Source organism: Achromobacter sp. 10T422 (assembly GCF_056394065.1).
On record NZ_JBFTHD010000001.1, the window covers coordinates 56586 to 77752 of the forward strand.

At 63.2% G+C, this 21167-nt stretch carries 13 protein-coding genes; 6 read left to right on the top strand and 7 right to left on the bottom strand.

Annotated elements, in window-relative coordinates; genetic code table 11:
• Positions 1–246: 246 nt before the first annotated feature.
• Together AC1DB0_RS00245 and proC are read right to left on the bottom strand one after the other, a co-directional pair.
• Positions 247–801 carry a queuosine precursor transporter gene (locus AC1DB0_RS00245; protein WP_054421978.1) on the bottom strand — a complete coding sequence of 185 codons (555 nt, stop codon included), beginning with the start codon at positions 799–801 and terminating at the stop codon, positions 247–249.
• Positions 798–1631 carry a pyrroline-5-carboxylate reductase gene (gene proC, locus AC1DB0_RS00250; RefSeq protein WP_054421977.1) on the bottom strand — a complete coding sequence of 278 codons (834 nt, stop codon included), beginning with the start codon at positions 1629–1631 and terminating at the stop codon, positions 798–800. The genes AC1DB0_RS00245 and proC overlap by 4 nt, the downstream gene beginning before the upstream one ends.
• A 194-nt stretch (positions 1632–1825) precedes the next feature.
• Here proC and ugpB point away from each other — a divergent pair, with 194 nt between their 5' ends.
• From ugpB to AC1DB0_RS00270, 4 genes are all read left to right on the top strand, one after another.
• Positions 1826–3139, top strand: a complete 1314-nt coding sequence (ugpB, locus tag AC1DB0_RS00255) for a sn-glycerol-3-phosphate ABC transporter substrate-binding protein UgpB (protein ID WP_054421975.1) — start codon at positions 1826–1828, stop codon at positions 3137–3139.
• Positions 3140–3338: 199 nt separating this feature from the next.
• The gene (gene ugpA / locus AC1DB0_RS00260; RefSeq protein WP_046806304.1) at positions 3339–4220 is read left to right on the top strand and encodes a sn-glycerol-3-phosphate ABC transporter permease UgpA; all 882 of its coding nucleotides are present in this window, start codon (positions 3339–3341) and stop codon (positions 4218–4220) included.
• 21 nt (positions 4221–4241) lie between these two features.
• On the top strand, positions 4242–5093 hold the full coding sequence (gene ugpE, locus AC1DB0_RS00265; protein WP_054421974.1) for a sn-glycerol-3-phosphate ABC transporter permease UgpE: 852 nt from the start codon (positions 4242–4244) through the stop codon (positions 5091–5093).
• A 49-nt stretch (positions 5094–5142) separates the two neighbouring features.
• The gene (locus tag AC1DB0_RS00270) at positions 5143–6231 is read left to right on the top strand and encodes a sn-glycerol-3-phosphate import ATP-binding protein UgpC (protein ID WP_054421966.1); all 1089 of its coding nucleotides are present in this window, start codon (positions 5143–5145) and stop codon (positions 6229–6231) included.
• Positions 6232–6312: 81 nt separating this feature from the next.
• On the opposite strand, the gene AC1DB0_RS00275 is transcribed toward AC1DB0_RS00270, so the two are convergent.
• The 5 genes from AC1DB0_RS00275 to AC1DB0_RS00295 all read right to left on the bottom strand — a co-directional run bounded on the left by AC1DB0_RS00275 (position 6313) and on the right by AC1DB0_RS00295 (position 11935).
• Complete coding sequence (locus tag AC1DB0_RS00275; protein ID WP_427947088.1) at positions 6313–7224, bottom strand: MipA/OmpV family protein; 912 nt, start codon at positions 7222–7224, stop codon at positions 6313–6315.
• A 120-nt stretch (positions 7225–7344) separates the two neighbouring features.
• Complete coding sequence (locus tag AC1DB0_RS00280; protein WP_476758560.1) at positions 7345–8541, bottom strand: serine hydrolase domain-containing protein; 1197 nt, start codon at positions 8539–8541, stop codon at positions 7345–7347.
• A 150-nt stretch (positions 8542–8691) separates the two neighbouring features.
• Positions 8692–9999 (bottom strand): ATP-binding protein, encoded by a 1308-nt coding sequence (locus AC1DB0_RS00285; protein WP_476756826.1) that lies wholly within the window; start codon positions 9997–9999, stop codon positions 8692–8694.
• Positions 9992–10693 (bottom strand): response regulator, encoded by a 702-nt coding sequence (locus tag AC1DB0_RS00290; RefSeq protein ID WP_054421957.1) that lies wholly within the window; start codon positions 10691–10693, stop codon positions 9992–9994. The genes AC1DB0_RS00285 and AC1DB0_RS00290 overlap by 8 nt, the downstream gene beginning before the upstream one ends.
• Before the next feature lie 114 nt (positions 10694–10807).
• Positions 10808–11935: a branched-chain amino acid ABC transporter substrate-binding protein gene (locus AC1DB0_RS00295; RefSeq protein ID WP_476756825.1), complete on the bottom strand. Its 1128-nt coding sequence runs from the start codon at positions 11933–11935 to the stop codon at positions 10808–10810.
• A 270-nt stretch (positions 11936–12205) separates the two neighbouring features.
• Here AC1DB0_RS00295 and AC1DB0_RS00300 point away from each other — a divergent pair, with 270 nt between their 5' ends.
• Both AC1DB0_RS00300 and AC1DB0_RS00305 read left to right on the top strand, forming a co-directional pair.
• Entirely contained in the window at positions 12206–12802 is a 597-nt protein-coding gene (locus AC1DB0_RS00300; protein WP_476756824.1) for an RBBP9/YdeN family alpha/beta hydrolase, read from the top strand.
• A gap of 733 nt (positions 12803–13535) precedes the next feature.
• On the top strand, positions 13536–21152 hold the full coding sequence (locus AC1DB0_RS00305) for an SDR family NAD(P)-dependent oxidoreductase (RefSeq protein ID WP_476756823.1): 7617 nt from the start codon (positions 13536–13538) through the stop codon (positions 21150–21152).
• Positions 21153–21167 lie beyond the last annotated feature (15 nt).

Sequence of the window (21167 nt, forward strand, 5' to 3'; positions counted from 1 at the left end):
CCATGAAATCACTGGAGAAATCGCAAATTCTCCTTATTTAACAACTGGCGCGCAGCAAGAACTTGTGCTTGCCCCGATATATGAAAAATCATTAATACAGCGTTCGAATACGCATTTAAATACAGTGCTTACGCAGGACTTACGAATAATGATTATCGGGTTAATAAAAAGGCGCGTATCCGGCGGGTTGAACCGCCGCGATACGCGCCTTGTTATGTCGCGCTGAAGGGGGTGGAGGTCAGCCCATCAGGCGTTGGCCGGCTTGGCCAGGTTCCACATCAGCGCACGGAATGGCGCCAGCATGCTGATATTGACCACCAGTTTGATGGCCAGATCGCCCATCATCCAGGTCGTCCACGGCGCCCCCGTTGCGGCAAAGGCCACGCTGAAGAACACCGCCGTATCCAGAATGGCGCCCAAGACACCGGACACCAGCGGCGCGCGCCACCAGCGTTGGTCACGCAGGCGGTCAAACACCTGGATATCGACCAATTGCGCGCAGATATACGCAAGACCCGAGGCCAGCGCAATGCGCGGCGACGCCACCCAGAACGACACGACCAGCGCCGCCGCAAACCCGAACCAGACCACGCGGCGCGCAGCGCCCGGGCCGAAGCGGCGATTCAGCACGTCGGTAACCAGGAAGGCGACCGGATACGACAGTCCGCCCCACGTCAGCCAATCGTTCAGCGGCACCTGCACCAGAATATTGGAGCCCACCACCACCAGCAGCATGCACAGTACGGCAATGCCGAACTGCGTGCGGCTCATCGTGGGAAAGCCCCGGCTTGCCTTGCTCATTTCCCGAATTCCTCTGCCAGCTCGCCCGAACGCCGGGCCGCGGCGGCCATGGCGTCTTCAACGATGCCGCTAAACCCTGCAGCGCCAAATGCGGCCAACGCAGCGGCCGTGGTGCCGCCCTTGGACGTGACGCGCTCACGCAGCACGGACAAGGGTTCAGCCGATTCCGCCGCAAGCTTGGTGGCGCCAGCCAGCGTGCCCAGCGCCAATTGTTTGGCCTGCGCTTCGGTAAGACCCACCTTCAAGCCGCCCGACACCAACGCTTCCAGGAACAGGAACACGTACGCGGGGCCGCTACCTGACAACGCGGTCACGCCATCCAGCGCCGCGTCGTCCGCCACCCACACCACCTGCCCCACGCTGGCGAGCAATTGCGCAGCCAGTTCGCGGTCGGCTTCGCCCACGCCATCCAGCGCGGCAAGACCGGTGATGCCTGCGCCCACCAGTGCCGGCGTATTCGGCATGCAGCGCACCAGACGGTTGAACGGCGCCTCGGGCGTGCCGAGCCAGGCCGCCAGCGTATCCGCGCGAATTCCCGCGGCAACGCTTACCACCAAGGTGTCGTCTTGCAACCACTGACGCGTAGAAGCCACAACATCTTTCATGTTCTGTGGCTTGACCGCGAACACCCAAACGCGGCATCGCGCCAGGGCCTCGCCGGGGGCCACCGCCGTGGTCATGCCACGGGCCTGCCAGGCAGCGTGGCTATCCTCATTAATGTCAATGACATGGATGTTCCCGGCGGGGCATACTTTGCCAGCCAGACCGGAGGCCAGGGCGGCCGCCATATTGCCGCCGCCAATGAACGCAATCGAAAGTTCGTTTTTCATAGCCGGGCATTGTAAACGGTCAGCTTCGTTGGGGAAAAAAAAGAAAATGTTCGTTCGCGCCTAAAACGCGCAATTTGACAGGCGTTTGGAGTGATGTGAAAGTCACGGTTTTGTCACAAACAATTCATAAGGTGTCGTGTTTTCTGTGCCCGGACACCCCGGTCGCAACACGCCCAACTGGAGGAAACCTCACCATGCGATCCCATCGTATTGCTTTAACCTTTGCCGCCATCATGACGGCTTTCGCAGGCGCCTCCGCGCATGCCGCCACCGAGATCCAGTTCTGGCACTCGATGGAAGGCGCGTTGGGCGACCGCGTCAACGGTCTGGTCGACGAGTTCAACAAGAAGAACCCTGACTACCAGGTCAAGGCTATCTACAAGGGCAACTACGGTGAGTCCATGAACGCCGGCATCGCCGCGTTCCGCGCCGGTAACGCCCCGGACATCCTCCAGGTGTTTGAAGTGGGCACCGCCACCATGATGTACGCCAAGGGCGCCATCAAGCCCGTGCAGCAGATGTCCGAAGAAGTCGGCAACCCGATCGATCCGAAGGAATTCATTGGCGCCGTGGCCGGCTACTACTCGTCGGCCGACGGCAAGCTGGTGTCGATGCCCTTCAACAGCTCGACCGTTGTCTTCTACTACAACAAGGACGCCTTCAAGAAGGCTGGCCTGGATGCCGACAAGCCGCCCAAGACCTGGGAAGAGCTGGCTGCCGCCGGCCAAAAGCTGAAGGCCGCTGGCCAGGAATGCGGCTACACGACGTCGTGGCCGTCGTGGGTCCAGCTGGAAACGTTCTCGGCCTGGCATAACGTGCCGTACGCCACCAAGGACAACGGTTTCGGCGGCCTGGACGCGCGCATCGCCATCAACACCCCGCTGCACGTGCGCCATCTGGAAAACCTGGCCAAGCTGGGCAAGGAAGGCATCTTCATGTACGGCGGCCGCGGCGACGAGCCGAACTCGCTGTTCATCAGCGGCAAGTGCGCCATGATCACCGGTTCGTCCGGCCTGCGGGCCAACATCGCCAAGAACGCCAAGTTCGAATTCGGCACCTCCACCGTGCCCTACTACGCCGACGTGCAAGGCGCCCCGCAGAACACCATCATCGGCGGCGCTTCGCTGTGGGTCTTCGCCAACAAGAAGCCGGAAACCTACAAGGGCGTGACCGCGTTCTTCAAGTTCCTGGCCAGCCCGGAAATCGCCGCACGCTGGCACCAGCAGACGGGCTATGTGCCGGTCACCAAGGCTGCCTATGAGCTGACGAAGAAAGACGGTTTCTATGACAAGAACCCGGGCACCGAAGTCGGCGTGAAGCAATTGAACGTGGAAACGACCGCACAATCGCGCGGCCTGCGCCTGGGCTTCCTGCCGCAGATCCGTGAAATCGAAGACGCTGAAATCGAACGCATCGTGTCCGGCAAGGTTGCAGCCAAGGACGGCGCCGAGAACATCGTCAAGCGCGGCAACGAGCTGCTGGAAAAGTTCGAGAAGAGTGTAAAGTAACGCCCTTTCCGGGATTCCGTCTGGGCCAAGTCAAGCCTGAATCTTCAAGCATGGCAAGGACTTAACGGCCAATCCGGATACGAGCGCAAGGCTTAAAGCCCTGGTTTTTTTAGGGCTTTAAGCCTATCGTATTTTTATGAAAGCGGTTTCAAGCGGCGGTTAATCCAACCGCCGCTTTTCTGTACCTTGGGTTCCCCCTATGGAAAAACGCGTTGTATTTGGGCATAAGACCTTGCCCTATCTGCTGCTTCTGCCGCAGCTGATCATTACTGTGGTCTTCTTCTTCCTGCCTGCCGGACAAGCCATGTGGCAGTCCATGCGATTGGAAGATGCCTTCGGGTTGTCGTCCGAGTTCGTCGGGCTGGACAACTTCATGGAACTGTTCTCGCAACAGGCCTACCTTGATTCCTTCCGCGTCACCGCCGTCTTTTCGGTGCTGGTGGCGGTTGTCGGTCTGGGCGTGTCCTTGCTGCTGGCAGTCATGGCTGACCGCGTGATCCGCGGCGCCGGGCTCTACAAGACGCTCCTGATCTGGCCTTACGCCGTTGCGCCCGCCGTGGTCGGCGTGCTGTGGCTGTTCATGTTTTCGCCTTCCGTGGGCATTCTGGCCGTCGCGCTGCGCAAGTCCGGCGTGGACTGGAACCCGCGTCTGGATGGCAACCAGGCCATGATGCTGGTGCTTGTCGCCGCCGTCTGGAAGCAGATCTCGTACAACTTCCTGTTCTTCCTGGCTGGCCTGCAATCGATTCCGCGTTCGCTCATTGAAGCCGCCGCGATCGACGGCGCAAGCCCGGCGCGCCGCTTCTGGAGCATCGTGTTCCCGCTGCTGTCGCCCACCACGTTCTTCCTGCTGGTCGTCAACATCATCTACGCCTTCTTCGACACCTTCGCAGTCGTGGACACCACCACGCAGGGCGGTCCTGGCACGTCGACCTCGATCCTGGTCTACAAGGTGTATAGCGACGGCTTCCGCGGTCTGGACCTGGGTTCGTCCGCAGCCCAGTCCGTGATTTTGATGTTCATTGTGGTTGCCTTGACGGTCGTACAGTTCCGCTACGTCGACCGCAAAGTGCAGTATTGATTTTGTTCGAGGCTAATAACAATGGTTGAACGCCGTCCCTGGCTGGATATTCTGGCCCACTTCATTCTGCTCTGCGGCGTGGCGATGGTGGCATTTCCGCTCTACATCACTTTCGTCGCGTCTACCCAGACTGCTCAGGAAGTGGCGCAAGCGCCGATGTCGCTGATTCCCGGTCCGCACTTTGTCGATAACTACATGCAGGCGCTGTTTGGCGGCTCGTCCGGCGGTTCGTCGGGCGCGCCCGTGGGCCGCATGATGTACGTCAGCCTGATCATGGCGCTGTCGATTTCCATCGGCAAGATCGCGATCTCGCTGCTGTCGGCGTTTGCGGTGGTGTACTTCCGCTTCCCCGGCCGCATGTTTTTCTTCTGGATGATCTTCGTCACGCTGATGCTGCCCGTTGAAGTGCGGATTGCGCCCACCTACAAGGTGGTGGCTGACCTGGGCATGCTCAACAGCTACGCGGGCCTGACGCTGCCGCTGATCGCATCGGCCACGGCCACGTTCCTGTTCCGCCAGTTCTTCCTGACGGTGCCGGACGAGCTCATCGAAGCCGCGCGTATCGACGGCGCAGGCCCCGTGCGCTTCTTCTTCGACGTGCTGCTGCCCCTGTCCAAGACCAGCATCGCCGCCCTGTTCGTGATCCAGTTCATCTACGGCTGGAACCAATACCTGTGGCCGCTGCTCATCACCACGCAGGAAGACATGTACCCCGTCGTCATCGGCATCAAGCGGATGATCAGCGGAGGCGACAGCGTGACCGAATGGAACATCACCATGGCCACCGCCATGCTGGCCATGATTCCGCCGGCGCTCGTCGTCATCCTGATGCAGAAATGGTTCGTCAAGGGTCTGGTCGACACTGAAAAGTGACGCTTGCCCATCCGCACCCACCCGAACACGACTCCGAACACGAATAAACATGGCTACTCTCAGCTTCCGTAACGTCAAGAAAACCTATGCCGGCAACGTGCCGGTCATCCATGGCATCGACATGGATGTCAAAGACGGTGAGTTCATCGTCATCGTCGGCCCGTCCGGCTGCGGCAAGTCCACGCTGATGCGCATGGTCGCCGGCCTGGAAACCGTGACCAGCGGCGACATCGTGATTGACGACAAGGTCGTCAACACCTTGGAACCCGCCGAACGCGACATCGCGATGGTGTTCCAGAACTACGCGCTCTACCCGCACATGACCGTGTTTGAAAACATGGCTTATGGCTTGAAGATCCGCAAGTTCTCCAAGGAAGAGATCAAAAAGCGCGTCGACATCGCCGCGCAGATCCTGGAACTTGGCCACCTGCTGGACCGCCGCCCGCGCGCGCTGTCCGGCGGCCAGCGCCAACGTGTCGCCATGGGCCGCGCCATTGTGCGTGAACCCAAGGTGTTCCTGTTCGACGAACCCTTGTCGAACCTGGACGCCAAGCTGCGCGTGGCGATGCGCTTGGAAATCATGAAGCTGCATCGCCGCCTGGGCACCACCAGCCTGTACGTGACGCACGATCAAGTCGAAGCCATGACCTTGGCCCACCGCATGATCGTGATGTACCAGGGCGTGCCTGAGCAGATCGGCACCCCGATGGAAGTGTTCGAAAAGCCGGCCTCGACGTTCGTGGCTGGCTTCATCGGTTCGCCCCCGATGAACCTGATGGAAGTGCAAGTGGCCGGCGACGGCACCGTGCAAACCGCTGACGGCATGGCGCTGGCGATTTCGCCGCTGCAAGTGCCGGCGCAAGTGCGTGGCCGCAAGATCATCATGGGCATGCGTCCGGAGCACATGCTGCTGAACACGCAAGGCGTGCCGGCCGAAGTCGAGATGGTTGAAACGCTGGGTTCGGAACAGCTGGTCCACTGCCGCTGCGGCAAGACCACGCTGGTCGTGCGCTGCACGACGCGTCAGTTGTCCGAGTCGTCCGCCAAGGTGGGCGACCGCGTCAATGTGGGCCCGGACGGCCGCCACCCGCTGCACTGGTTCGAGGCCGACACCGGCCGCCGCGTCAAAGACCTGTAAAGCGAAAAACCCGGGCTTCTGCCCGGGTTTTGCATTCAGGCTCCTGCCCGGCCTCAGCAGAGATCGGGTACCCCCCTTCTTTCAATACGTGTACGTCACCATCGTGCCGATCGTGTATTGATTGCGTTCCTTCACGATTGGGCTATCGGCCGCGTCGCCAAACAGCCGGCGCGCCTCGGCCGCCACGGTCCATGACCAGGCCTTGCTAAGCGGCAACGCCCACGTCGCCCCCAAGCTCATGCTTTCCAATCCCCCTTTCGGGTCGTAACGCCGGTAGCCGGACTTTGCCGACTGCTGGCTGCTGACGCCGTACCAGGTGCGCATGTAGTTGCCGTCGCCCAAGGTGCCGCTCAACGCCAGGGACAATGCGCCCGCAGACCCTTCATACACCGTCGTGCTCGCGCCCAGATTCAACAAGGTATAGGCGCTGCCCACGTCGCGGTCGTCGCCCTTCTTGAACGCGTGGCCCAAGGTGGCCGACAACATCACCGGCCCCAGCATCGTCTCGGCATCCATCCCGATCTGCGCGCGGCTTTTGATGTCGCCCATGCCACGCAGTTTGTCTGACCCCTGATAGCCTTTCTTGTGATCCTTGCGCGACGCGCTGGGCAAGACGTAGAAGCGGAACGTGCTGTCCAGCGCCTGCGTTTCCCAGCCCAAACCGTGGTCGGTGCCAAGAAAGAAACCGTTGGGGCTGCGCACGCCCGCGCCGAAGATGGGAACGGCCGAGCTTTCGTCACTGCCGCTGTAGCGCGGCGCCACCCCCACCCCCAACGTGCCATAGAACGTCCATTGCCCTTCCGGACGCTCTTCCCCTGTGGCCACTGTCAGTCCTCTTGAGCTTGCCCCCCGTTGCCCGTAAACGGAACTGGCTTCCGCCACGACGACCTCACCCGCCGCTGACGACAGGCCGGGCGCACTGGCCAACAAGCTTGCGGCCAGGACGCGGCGGGTGACAGGCGAACACAGGAACAACGGGAAAAATCGCTGCATTTCGGAATCCGGAAAATGAAGGAGAAAAGCAAAGTTGAAAAACGAAGGTGAATAGCGAAGGTGAAAAGCACGGTTGAAAAGCCCGCGCCGGCGCACCACGCATCTGCGCGGGCGAAATTTCTAGGGGGTGTCGGAACCTTGTTTGGCCTGACGCATCATGCGCATGGCCATCGTCGACACCGCTGCCACCAACGGCTCGCCGGAATCGGAGTTGCTCATGACCAGCACGGCAAGCTTGTCCTGCGGGGCCAGCACCCATCGGGAATGGAACGCTTCGGTGGCCCCGCTGTGTTCACGCACGGTCATCGCGCTGACAACGTTGTCGCCACAGGGCGCGGCCAGCCACGACAAGGCGAAGCGGCAGCCCAGATCCAGGCTGCTGCCCCCCACCGTTTCCAGGCCAAGCAGCGTCTGCGCGGATTCCTCTTTCAGCACGCGCTTGCCCTCGGGTTCTCCGCCTGCGTTGCCGACGCTTTTGCCGCCCTCTTTGCCACCCTCTTTGCGGCCCTCTTTGCGGCCGTATTTGCTATCGCCTTGGCCGCCGTACATGCCATCTGCAAACAGCATGCTGGTAAAGCGCGCCATCTCGGACGCGCTTACCCATAGCCCGTCTGCCGCCTCATTGGGCTGCGGGGCCTCTGTCCATGGCTGGCCGCGCCGGTAACCTGCGGCGCGCTGCTCCAACATGCGCTCGTGCGGCTGAAACCCCGCACGCGGCATATTCAACGGTTGGAATATCGTGCGGCGCACATAGCCATCGAAGGGTTCCTCGGCCACATGCGCCACCATGTCGCCTAACAGGGCATACGCCATGTCGGCGCGGGCGCGGCCCATCGTGTCCTCCAGCGTGTCCGGATGCAGGCTCAGCAGATTGCGGGCGGTGTAAGGCTCGGCGCCCATCCACTGCATGGCGTTACGGCGCGGCGCCACATGCCAGTCCGGCAAGGCATCACTGGCCGGCGCATCCAGCCGCAGCCGCTTATCGTCGGCGGCGCGAAGCACGCCCGCGGCGGTAACGATCTTGCTGATGGCGCCCACGCGATACAGCGTGTCGCTGGTGGCGCTGCGATGCCGCAGCGTGTCCGCGTACCCAAACCCCGTGCTCCACACAACGCGCTGATCGTCCACGATGGCGATCGACACGCCCGGCACCTTGGACACACCCATGTCGTAGGGAATGCGCTGCGACAAGTAGTCCACCACCGCCGCGTAATCTCCCTTGGCGATGGTGGCCGGCGCGGCGGGCGGCACGCTCTGGCAACCGCCTGCGGCAAGCAGCAACGATCCAATGGCAACCAGGCGGCTTAGGGAGAACATGGCTAGCGGCAAAACCTGTGTAAGGTGAATGCCGTGATGCTATCCACGCGCCCGAGCGCGATCTTTCCCGCTTTGTATGGAGTTTGTGAAGATTCGGCGCGCCGTTTGTGAAGTTTCTTTACGCCTGCGCCGTCGCCCGTTGCCGCGCGCTCAGGCGGCTTTCCAGCTGATCACAAAACGGGCGCCACCCCACGGGCTATCGGACGCTTGCGCCGAACCGTTATGCCAGCGCGCCACACGGCTGACGATGGCCAGACCCAGGCCGGTGCCACCAGTGCCTCGGTCGCGGCTTTCATCCAGGCGGATGAAAGGTTCGAAGATACGATCACGATCGGCGGGCGGCACGCCCGGGCCATCGTCGTCCACCGTCAGCACGTATTCCTGCGGCGCCGGGCTGGTCAGCGCAACCTGAACCCGTCCGCCGGCATGCCGAATCGCGTTCTGCAGCAAGTTGAGCAACGCGCGCGTCATGTAGCGCTGATGCAACCGCACCTCGGCCGTATCGCATTGCGCGACCACGCAACGCACGCCCGACAATCCAGCTTCAAAGGCCGCGTGCTGCACCACCGAATCAAGCCAGCCGCGCGCATCCTGCGCCTGTAGCGGCACATCGTCGCTCTTGTGCTCCAGGCGCGCATACATCAGCAATTCCGACGCCATGCCGTCCAGCTCGGCGACATCGCTCTTCATTTCTTCGACCAGGCGCTTGCGGGCTGCCGGGTCGGCCTCGCGGTCAATCATGTCCAGCTCGAACGACAGCCGGGCAATGGGCGTGCGCAGCTCGTGCGATACCGCATTGGTCAGCTCGCGCTGGTTGCTGATCAGCGTGCTGATGCGGTCGGACATCTGATTGAAGGTGTCGCCCAGCGCCCGGATGCTGGAATAGCGCGACAGCCGGGCCCGCGCCTGCAAGTCGCCCTGCCCCATGCGCTGCGCAGCGGTCTTCAGCGCTTCCAGATCGCGCCAGATCGGCAACGCCCAGACCAGCATGAACGCGCACAACAGCAGGCCCAACGCGGAGTAGATGATGACAATCACCCACGTGCCGACCGGTGGCTCGGGTGGCATCTTGACCAGCAGCCATTGCGCGCCCGGACCGGGAATGGCGGCAATGAAGCTCATCATCTTGTCGCGCAGGAAGAACCCGCCCGCCTCGATGGTGCGCCGCTCGTCATCGGTCAGCGCGAAATCCGCCGCGTTGTAGTCGGCGGGGTCCAGCACCTGCAAGATCAGCCCGTAATGCGGCGCCAAGGTGTCGCGGACATAGTCGCGCCGCGCCTCGGGCGCAACGCTGGCCAATTCCTGCTTCAAGCTGTGCAACTGGCCGCGCACGGCTTCGCGCGTGTAGTCCACATTGACCGGTTCGAAGAAATAATTCGCCGTCCGGTCCACCACTTCGTTTGACAGCACAAACCCAATCGCCAGCACCACGAAGAGCCGCAGGACGAACTTAAGCATCACTGCCCTCGTGCGCCTTGGGCGAGAACAGATAGCCCTTGCCCCACACGGTCTTGATGCGCGCTGGGTCGCGCGGATCATCATCCAGTTTGCGGCGCAGCTTGCTGACGCAAACATCCACGCTGCGGTCCAGCCCGTTGAATTCGATGCCGCGCACCGCGTTGAGCAGATCGTCGCGCGTCAACACCTGCCCGGCCTGGCTCGCCAACGCCCAGAGCATTTCGAATTCCATGGTCGTCAGATCGACCTCGACGCCCGCGTGCACCACGGCGCGCGTGCGGCGGTCGATCGAAAGCGGCCCAAACTCCAGATGCTCCGGCGGCTCGTCCAACTGGTTGTGGCGGCGCATCAGTGCTCGGATGCGCGCAAGCAGTACGCGCGGCTCAACCGGCTTGATGACGTAATCGTCCGCGCCGGATTCCAGGCCCAGAATCTGGTCCAGATCGTCTTCGCGGGCGGTCAGCATCAGGATGGGCGCCGACGAAAATGCGCGCAGGTCGCGGCAGACTTGCAGCCCATCCCGCCCGGGCAGCATCAGGTCCAGGATGGTGATGGCCGGCTCGTGCCGGCGGAATGCCTCCACGGCATGATCACCGCGATAGGCCTGAGCGACATTGAAACCGTGCTGCTCCAAAAACTGCGCAATCAGGCGCGAGAGTTTTGGATCGTCTTCGACTAACAGGGCCTTGGTCATGGGGTCCGGACAAAAGAAGGTCAAAAAAACCGGACCGGAAGACTAAGGCTTCCGGCCCGGTTGTCATGCGCTGGCTGGCGCATCCGATGCCGCGGGCGCTAAGCCCGCATGGCATCACTTGTAGACGGTCTTGGAACCATCCTTGTGCCAGGTGAACACGTCGAACTCGAAGTTGTTCAGGTCACCCTGCTTGTTCCACGACACCTTGCCGATCGGCGTATCGAACGAGTTGGCGTGCAGGTACTTGGCGACCTTGGTCGGGTCGTCGGAGCCCGCGCCCTTGATGCCGTCCGCAATGACTTGGGTGGCCGTGTAGGCCGTCATCTGGAAGGCGCCGCCGGCGTTGCGCTTCTTGGCTTCGAAGGACTTGACGATGTCCGCGTTGGCGGCGTTCTGCGTGAAGTCGGCCGGAAGCGTCAGCAGCATGCCTTCGACGGAATCGCCAGCAATGGCGTTGATGTCGGGGTTGCCCGCGCCTTCCGGACCCATCCACTTGGCCTTCACGCCTTGTTCGGCGGCCTGGCGCAGCAGCAGACCCATTTCGGGGTGGTAGCCGCCGTAGTAGACGAAGTCCACGCCCTGGCTCTTCAACTTGGTGATGACGGCCGAGTAGTCGCTGTCGCCGGCATTGATGCCTTCAAAGATGGCGACGGGCACGCCGCCCTTTTCCAGATCGTTCTTCACCGCCGTGGCAATGCCTTGGCCGTACGACTGCTTGTCGTGCAGCACGGCGGCCTTCTTGGGCTTGATCTTTTCCAGCACGAACTTCGCAGCCGCCGGGCCTTGCTGGTCATCGCGGCCGATGGTGCGGAAGATGAACTCGTAGTTCTTGCCGTCCGTCACGGCAGGCGCCGTGGCCGAAGGCGTAACCATGACGACGCCTTCGTTGTTGTAGATGTCGGCAGCGGCGATGGTGGCGCCCGAGCACACGTGGCCCACGACGAAACCGATCTTGCTGTTCACGACACGGTTGGCGGCAACCGGGCCTTGCTTGGGTTCGCAGCCGTCGTCGATGACCACGGCTTCCAGCTTCTTGCCGTTGACGCCGCCCGAGGCGTTGATGCGTTCGATTGCGGTGTCGACGCCCTCACGGACCATGTCGCCATACTGCGTGACGGCGCCGGTGGTCGGGCCAACCACGCCGATCTTGATGGTTTGCGCGTGCGCTCCCGCGGCAAACGTCAGGCCAGCGGCGACTCCCAGCGCCGCGATGACCGGGGTCAGACGAAATACTGGCTTCATGAGTGGACTCCCTTAATCGCTTGTAATCGTTGGTTTTTTAACCGGGCGGACGCCGGATATCGATATGGTCACGCCCCGTTACGGTGCATTTGCACGGCAAGCATACACCGAAAAAACGCACTATTTAGAGCCGATYCGGCACGGCTTCGGGCGCATCGCCGGCGGCTGAGTGCCGCATCGCGGTGCGGCGTCGGCTTATACCCGTCACCGTATATGCAAAAGACGATTTATTCGTTTGAGTTACTAACGTGGCGCGGCATGATGGCCGCCATGAGACTCCAACCGATCATCGTCCCGGGCTGGAAAAACTCCGGACCCGACCACTGGCAATCGCGCTGGGCTGCCCTGCTGCCCCACGCCGTGCGCATCGAGCAACGCGACTGGGAAAACCCGTCGGCGGCGGAATGGATTTCCACGCTGGCGGCAGAAGTTGACCACGCGCGCAGCCCGGTGCTGCTGATCGCCCACAGCCTGGGCTGCCTGATCAGCGCCGCCTTGCCTGTTCCCTTACGCGCCAAAGTGGCCGGTGCGCTGCTGGTGGCACCCGCCGATGTCGAACGCCCCGATGCGCCCGACTGCCTGCGGGGCTTCGCCCCCATCGCCCGCCAGCCCCTGCCCTTTCAAAGCGTCGTCGTCGCCAGCGACAATGACCCCTACTGCCGGCTGGAGCGCGCCCGCAGTTTCGCGCAAGACTGGGGCAGCCGCGTCGTCATCCTGCCGGGCGCCGGGCATATCAATGCGGAGAGCGGGCTGGACGATTGGCCGCAAGGGTTGAAGATATTTGGCGCCTTGCGCCGGCGAGCTTCCTGGCGGATTCCAACGCCTGCCAAGCGCATTTCTCCGGTGCCGGTCTGCGGGTTGTCTTGAAACAAATGCGTTTTGTTGCATCTTCGCGCGCGCCATCTGGCGCGCGTCGTCTTTTCTGTACTGACAACTTCGTACAATTGCGATCTTTTGCCCGCTGTTAGCACGATGTTTTGGCAAATATTGCAATTTTTGCGGCGGATTACGAAATTGGCGTCAGCTTTGGCTACGCCTGAATCGTTTTGATTAATCTTGCCTGAAATAAGTTACAAATGATTGATATCCTACCCGCCCAGAAGCGTAGAGACAGCAAAATGACAGCTGAGCCTCAAATGTTTCCTGTGGGGGGCTCGGGGTTACATACCTAGGCCAAGGGCAGTCGTATCTTTGGCATACAGTAAAATCATTCCGTTTAAATCAATTTGTTTCCGCGGCTCATCCGCAATCATGCCCCGCCCTTGCCCAAGCGAGCGGAAGAGAAGGCATGTGCCGAGCGGCGAAGCACAAGAACTAAGTAATGACCATAACGAGCATTCAGATGGCGCGCCGGCAGCAGCGCCAAAGCAGTGTCCAAAGCAAGGGGGCCATCCTCGTGATGGCGGCGGAACGGAGAACCAGCAGCTCGGGCCACACCGACGGCCACGCCTGACGTCCGCATCCGGATCAACACTTGATCTGGTGCGGCAGGCGATCGGCCTCTTCGGCACCCAGGCCCTTACCGGCCCTCTTTCCCCCTGCGGCGTGACCGCAAATTCAAATTCCCTGTCGGCTTCCCGTTGGGGTAGAAGGACACTGCATGGCTAAGCGCGTTGCCGTCATCGGACTCTCGTTCCGATTCCCCAGCACCACCACGGACAGCTACTGGCCGGCCCTGCTCGATGGCCGCAATCTGGTCACCCGCGTGGCGGAAGACCGGTGGTCGGCAGACGCCTATCTGCACCCGGGCAAAGAGCATCCTGGCACGGCATATACGTTTGCCGCCGGCTCCATTGGCGACGTCTCTGGCTTCGATGCCGGCTTTTTTGGTATTTCCCCGCGCGAAGCCGCCCTCATGGACCCGCAGCAGCGCCTGCTGCTGGAAATGAGCTGGGAAGCCATCGAACAGGCAGGCGTGCGCCCGTCGACGCTGCGCGGCACCAATTGCGGCGTCTATATAGGTATCGCCAGTTCCGATTACGCCTACCGCCTGGCTGAAGATCTGAACGCTGTCGACGCCTCCATGGCAACCGGCAACACCGCCAGCATCGCCGCCAATCGCCTGTCGTACTTCTTCGACCTGCGCGGCCCAAGCATCGCCATGGACACCGCCTGCTCGTCATCGCTGGTGGCCTTCCACCAAGCCTGCCGCGCCATCGTCTCCGGCGAATGCAGCCAGGCCCTTGCTGGCGGCGTGAGTCTGCACCTGCACCCTTACGGCTTTATTACATTCTCCAAGGCATCGATGCTGTCGCCCCGCGGGCGCTGCAACGTGTTCGACGCGGCGGGCGACGGCTATGTCCGCTCGGAAGGCGGCGGCGTATTCCTGCTGAAGGACTACGATCAGGCCGTCGCGGATGGCGACAACATCCTGGCCGTCGTTGCCGGCTCCGCCGTCAACACCGATGGCCGCAAGTCGGGTCTGACCGTCCCCAGCGCCGATGCACAAGCCACGCTGATGCGCCAGGCCTACGAACAAGCAGGCATCTCGCCTGCTGACATCGACTACCTGGAAGCCCACGGCACCGGCACCGCCGTTGGCGACCCGATCGAAACCCGCGCCATCGGCGCGGCCCTTGCGCAGCAACGCAGCAAAGACGCGCCGCTGCCTATCGGGTCGGTCAAAAGCAACCTGGGCCACCTGGAAGCCGCTTCGGGCGTGGCCGGTCTGGTCAAGGCGATGTATGTGCTGCGCCACCGCGTCGTGCCCGCCACCATCGGCATCAAGACGCTGAACCCGAAGATCGAATTCCAGAACTGGAATCTGGACGTCGTCACGCAGAACCGCAAGCTGCGCCAAACGGGCAAGCTCGTGGTGGGCGTCAACTCATTTGGTTTCGGCGGCGCCAACGCTCACGTCATCCTGGAAAGCGCGCCCCCGCGCAGCCCCGCCTCCGAAGGCAAGATGGCCAAGACCGCGCCGATTCCCGTCATCGTTACGGGTAAGTCGTCGCAGGCGCTGAAGGCTGCGGCGCGGCAAATGGCTGACGTGTTGCGTGGTCAACCCGCCCGGTTCCTTTACAACGCCGCCTACCATGCCGCCATGCGGCGCGACTGGCATGGTGAACGGGCCGTCGTCTTCGGCACCCAATGCAACACCGTCGCCGACCTGCTAGAACAATTCGCCAGCGACGCCGACACGCATCACGGCGTCGTGGCCGGCACGGCGCTTAACCGCGCCCACGGCCCGGTGATGGTCTATTCCGGCAACGGTTCCCAATGGGCGAACATGGGCCGCCGCCTGCTGGCTGACCCCGTCTTCGCCACGGCGATCGACGAAGTCGACGCCCTGTTCTCGCAATACGCCGATTTCTCGTTGCATAAAGAATTGGCCGGCGAAAATGGCGACGACCGCTACGCCCGCACTGAAATTGCCCAACCCGCGCTGTTCGCGCTGCAAGTCGGCATCACGCGCATGCTGGCGCAACGGGGCGTCGTGCCTTCGGCCGTTATCGGCCACAGCGTTGGCGAAGTGGCCGCAGCCTGGGCCTGCGGCGCGCTTACGTTGCCCGACGCGGTCTGCGTCATTTTCCAGCGCAGCCGGCTGCAAGGCCAGACGAAGGGCCACGGCCGCATGACGGCGCTGGGTATCAGCGGCGAAGAGACACAAGCGTTGATCGCCTTGCACAACTTGGGCGACCAGTTGTGCGTGGCGGGCTTCAACAGCAGCCGCGGGTCGACCGTAGCCGGTTCGCCTGACGCCCTGACCATCCTGGAAGCCGCGTTGGCCGAGCAAGCGCTGTTTTTCCGCCGCCTGGACCTGGACTACGCCTTCCACAGCCCCGCGATGAATCCCATCGAGGCCGGCATCCGTGACGCCCTGGCGCAAATCCAGCCCCGGTCAGGCGATATCCCGTTCTACTCCACGGTCACCGGAGCCCCTCTCGACGGCGCTGAGCTCACCGCCGATTACTGGTGGCGCAACGTGCGCGAGCCGGTTCGCTTCGAACAGGCCGCCAATCAGCTGGCAGCCCAGGGCAATAACGTTTTTGTCGAGGTCGGCCCGCACCCGGTGCTGCGCTCTTACCTGAACGACACCTTCAAGACCGCTGACATCCAAGGCCGCGCACTCAGCACGTCCACGCGTGGTGGTGATGACCCCGAAAAGATCTGGAACGCAGCCGGCCAGGTCATCATCAGCGGCGCGCAAATTGATCTGCAATCGCTCTTCCCGTGGGAAGGGCCGGCGGTTGAACTGCCCTCGTATCCGTGGCAGCGCGAGCGCCATTGGCATCCCACCACGCCAGAATCACTTGGCCTGCTGTCACGCCGCCTGGTGCATCCCCTGCTGGGTTACCCCATGCAGCAGCACGATCACACCTGGGAAAACCAGCTGGATACGCAGTCGCACCCGGCGTTGGCGGACCACATTGTCGGCGACGCCGTCGTGTTCCCCGGCACGGGCTTTGCTGAAATCGCGCTGGCCGCGGCGCTGCAATGGCAAGCCGGCGATTGCGCCGAACTTGAAGAACTGGAAATCCACGCTCCGCTGCTGCTGAACGCGTCACCCAGCAAACTGACGCGCTTCCTGCTGGACGATTCCGATGGCCGCTTCCGCATCACCGCCAAGGACACCAATAGCTCGGAGCCCTGGGTGAAGCACGCCAGCGGCCGCCTGTTGCGTGAACCCGGCTTGGCGCGTTTGCACCAAGATCTGCTGACCCTGCCCACCCGCGCCCCCGACTTCACTGGCGACACGCACAATGCGCTGACCCGTGCCGTGGGCCTGGATTACGGCCCCGCCTTCCGCGCGGTGTCGCATGGCTGGCAAGAATCTGACACCAGCGTGTTGGCCGTGCTGCAAGCCCCCAGCAGCCTGGAAGCCGAACTCGGCGCCACTCACCTGCATCCCGCCCTGCTGGATTGCGCCTTCCAACTGATCATCCAGCTGCTGCGCAATGACCCGGCCATGGGCCAAGGCATTGCCTTCGTTCCATCGAAGATCGGCCGCCTGAGCCTGCGGGCCAATGCTGGCCAACCCGCCGCTGCCCGTGTCCGCCTGGAACGCCGTGCGCCGCATTCGTTGACCGCCAGCTTTGAACTCTTCAATGCAGCAGGCGAACAGATTGCGGCCGTTGAGCAAGCCCGCTTTCGCAGCATCCGCTTGCGCAAGCCCGCCGCCGATCACCTGAGTTTTCTGGACGCCGTCGCCACGCCGCGACCGCATGCGCCATTCGGCCCGAACCCGCTGGACCACGACGTCCTGCACACGGCACTGCGCGACGCGATCGCCGATTGCGCCCAGCACGGCGCCCACGCCCGCTACTCGGAAGAAGTAGACCCGCTGCTGGAAAGCCTGTGCGATGGCTTCTCGCTGGACGCCTTGCGCCAGATCGCGCCTGACGGCCTGCTGCTCCCGCAAGCCCTGATCACGGAGTTGTGCCGCCACGCGCCGGATTCCGCCTTGCTGCTGCAACACACCATCGCCCGTCTGACGGCGGCTGGCTACGCCGAGGCCTCAGCCGCAGGCATCCACCTGCCGCCCAAGGACGAAAGCGAAAGCGGCACGGGTGATATCTGGAACACGCTGCTGCGCGAATATCCCGACTACGCCCAGATCGTTCACGCCGTTGGCCGCGTTGGCCTGCACTTGCCTGCCTTGCTGCGCGGTGAAGCCTCGCTGGATGACGTCTGCCCGCGGGCCAGCACGCCCGCCTCGATCAGCCGCAGCGCGCTCGGCGCCGCCAGTGGCCAGCGCCTGGGTTCCGCTTTGAACGCGGCCCTGACGCAAGCACAAACCAATCGGCTGCCTGGCCAACGCCTGGCCGTGATCGAAGTCGGCCAAGCCGCGCCGCTGTTTGCCTCAAGCTGCTGCGACGCCCTGGACTTCAACGTCTCTGACTACTGTTACGCGTCGAACAACCGCGACGTGCTGGACCATGTCGTCCACCAGCAGTCGGAACGCTATCCAAACGCGCAGACCGAATTCATCGGCGAAGGCGGCGCCACCGCCACCGCGCGATGCGACCTTGCCCTTTTCCACTGCGAGTTCGATACGCTGGAAGCCGCCCGCGCCGCCCTGCGCCACGCACGCGCCAGCCTGCGGCCCGGTGGCGTCCTGTTGCTCTGCGGCGCCCATCCCGCTGCCTGGGGTGACTTCGTCTTCGGCGCCCGCCCCAGCTGGTGGCAAACCAGCGAAGACGGCGCACAGCTGTCCACACAACAGCCCGCCGAATTCTGGCAGGAAGAACTGCAAGCAATGGGCCTGGATTGCGACAGCCCGATGGCCTTCGCGGATTCGTTCGCCAGTGGCGCTTATCTGCTGACGTCGCGCTTGGGTGAACACGCGGATGCGGCGCCCCACACGGCCGCGAACATCGAACCCGCCAACTGGCTGATCCTGGCGGATCGCAACCCTGAGCATGGCGCAGGTCTGGCGCAATCCCTGAACGACAAACTTGCCGCTCTTGGCCACCACGTGCGCATCGCCACTGCGGTTGATGCCGACGCGCTGGACGAACTGCTGCGCAACGGCGCCACCGGCCCAGTCAACCATGTCGTTCACCTGGACGGTCTGGCGTGGGCTGACGCTCACGAAACGCCCGAAGAATTGCTGGCCAAGCAAACGCGACGCTGCGGCCTGGCCGCCGCCGTCATCCAGGCATGTGAACGCAGCCAGACCAGCGCAACGGTCTGGCTGATCACGGCCGACGCCGCCCAGTACTTGTGCGGCAAGGCCGTTGCCAGCGCCGGCATGCACGCGTTGAACGACGCGTCGCTGTGGGGATACGGCCGCACATTGGCCAACGAGGCCTCTAACTTCCGCATCCGCTTGGTTGACCTGCCGCTGGCGCAAGCCGGCCTGCTGACCGACAGCGTGGTGCGTGAGCTGACGCATCTGGACAACGAAGACGAAATCATCCTCGGCGCAACCGGTGCGCGCTTCGCCCCGCGCTTGCAACAGGCTGCGCGCCCCGCGCAGGCATCCGACGCGTCCCGCGCGTCCCAGGCCATCCGCCTGGGCTTTGAATTCCCTGGCCAGTTGCGCAACCTGCGCTGGGAATCCTGCCCCGCACCCGCGCCTGCCGATGACGAACTTGAAGTCCGCATCGAAGCCACCGGCCTGAACTTCCGAGACGTCATGTACGCCTTGGGCCTGCTGTCCGACGAGGCCATCGAAAACGGTTTCGCCGGCCCCACATTGGGCCTGGAATTCTCGGGCACGGTCATCCGCGTGGGCGCCGATGTGGACGGCTATGCCGTCGGCGACGCCGTCGTGGGCTTCGGCCCCGCCAGCTTCGGCGACCGCGTGCTGACCAAGCCCAGCGCCATTTCCCATATCCCCGACGGCTTCTCGTTCGAAGCGGCCGCCACCATTCCCAGCACCTTCTTCACGGTCTACTACGCGCTGCACCACCTGGCGCGCCTGGAAGAAGGCGAGAAGATTCTGATCCACGGTGCCGCGGGCGGCGTCGGCATCGCCGCCATCCAGTTCGCGCAGTGGCTGGGCGCAGACATCTACGCCACCGCCGGCTCCGACGAAAAGCGCGACCTGCTGCGCCTGTTGGGCGTGCGTCATATCTATGACTCGCGTTCCCTGTCGTACGCCGATGAAATCCTGGCTGACACCGATGGCCGCGGTGTCGACGTCGTGCTGAACTCGTTGGCCGGCGAAGCCATCAACCGCAACCTGCGGGTGCTCAAGCCATTCGGCCGCTTCCTGGAGCTGGGCAAGCGCGATTTCTACGAGAACACCCGCATCGGCCTGCGCCCGTTCCGCAACAACATCAGCTACTTCGGCATCGACGCCGATCAACTGATGAACGAACGTCCCGACCTGACGCAACGCCTGTTCGGCGAGATGATGGCGCTGTTCCGCAAGGGCGCACTGCATCCGCTGCCCTATTCCGTCTTCGACGCGAACGACATCGTCGACGCCTTCCGCTACATGCAGCAGGCCCGCCAGATTGGCAAGATTGTCATCACGTATCGCAACGGCATCAGCGGCGTCCATGCGCCCGCCATCCATGCGGCCTCAGGTTTGACGCTGCCCGCCGACGCCACCTACTTGGTCACCGGCGGACTGGGCGGCTTCGGGCTGCGCACCGCACAATGGCTTGCCGACAAGGGCGCTCGCAACCTGATCCTGATCAGCCGCAGCGGCCCCGCCAGCGAGGACGCGCAGTCCGCGCTGGCAGCCTTCGCCAGCCAAGGCGTGCAAGTCCACGCCGCAGCCTGCGACGTCACCAACCGCGACGCCCTCGCCCGCCTGCTTAACGAAACGGCCGCCACCCTGCCCCCGCTGAAAGGCGTGGTGCACGCGGCGGTCGTCATCGATGATGGCTTGGCGCGCAGCGCCACCCCCGCTCAAATTCAACGCACGCTCGCCGCCAAGGTGCTTGGCGCGCAGTACCTGCACGAGCTGACCCGCGACTTGCCGCTGGACTTGTTCGTGTTCTATTCGTCGGCCACGACGCTGTTCGGCAACCCCGGCCAAAGCAACTACGTCGCCGCCAACACGTGGCTGGAACGGTTGGCCGCCCAACGCCGCGCCGACGGCCTGGCCGCAACCTGCGTGCGCTGGGGCGCCATCGACGACGTCGGCTTCCTGGCTCGCAACCAGAAGATCAAGGACGCCCTGCAAGGCCGCATGGGTGGCGGCGCATTGGCATCCCAAGTCGCCCTGGATGCACTGGAAGACATGCTCGTCACGGACGCCTCGGGCCTGGGCGTACTGGAACTGGACTGGCGCGCCCTCAGCCGCTTCCTGCCCACCGCCGGCTTGCCCAAGTTTTCGGACATTGCACGGCGCGCTGGTGAAAGCGGCGATGAAGACGGCGGCGCCGACGACATCGCCCAGATGATCGCCACCTTGGACGACGCCACACTGCATGAGCGCTTTACCGACATGCTCAAAGCCGAGATCGGCGAGATTCTGCGCGTGTCGCCCGACAAGATTGAATCCACACGCTCTGTCTACGACATGGGCCTGGACTCGCTGATGGGCGTGGAACTGGTGGTTGCATTGGAGAACCGCTTCGGTATCCGGCTGCCGGTCATGGCGCTGAACGAAAGCCCCACGCCCGCAAAGCTGGCTGAGCGGTTGGTGTTGTTGCTGCGCGATGAGCATGACGACGCGACAAGCGATGCGGTGACCGCCAGCGTGCAACAGGTGGTCGCCAGCCACGCCGCCGAAGTCGGCTCCAGTTCCGTGTCCGAGTTCGTCGACGAAATCAAGATGAACGGCAGTCTCCCCATGCAACGCATGATCCAGTAGGCCAGAATTAATTGA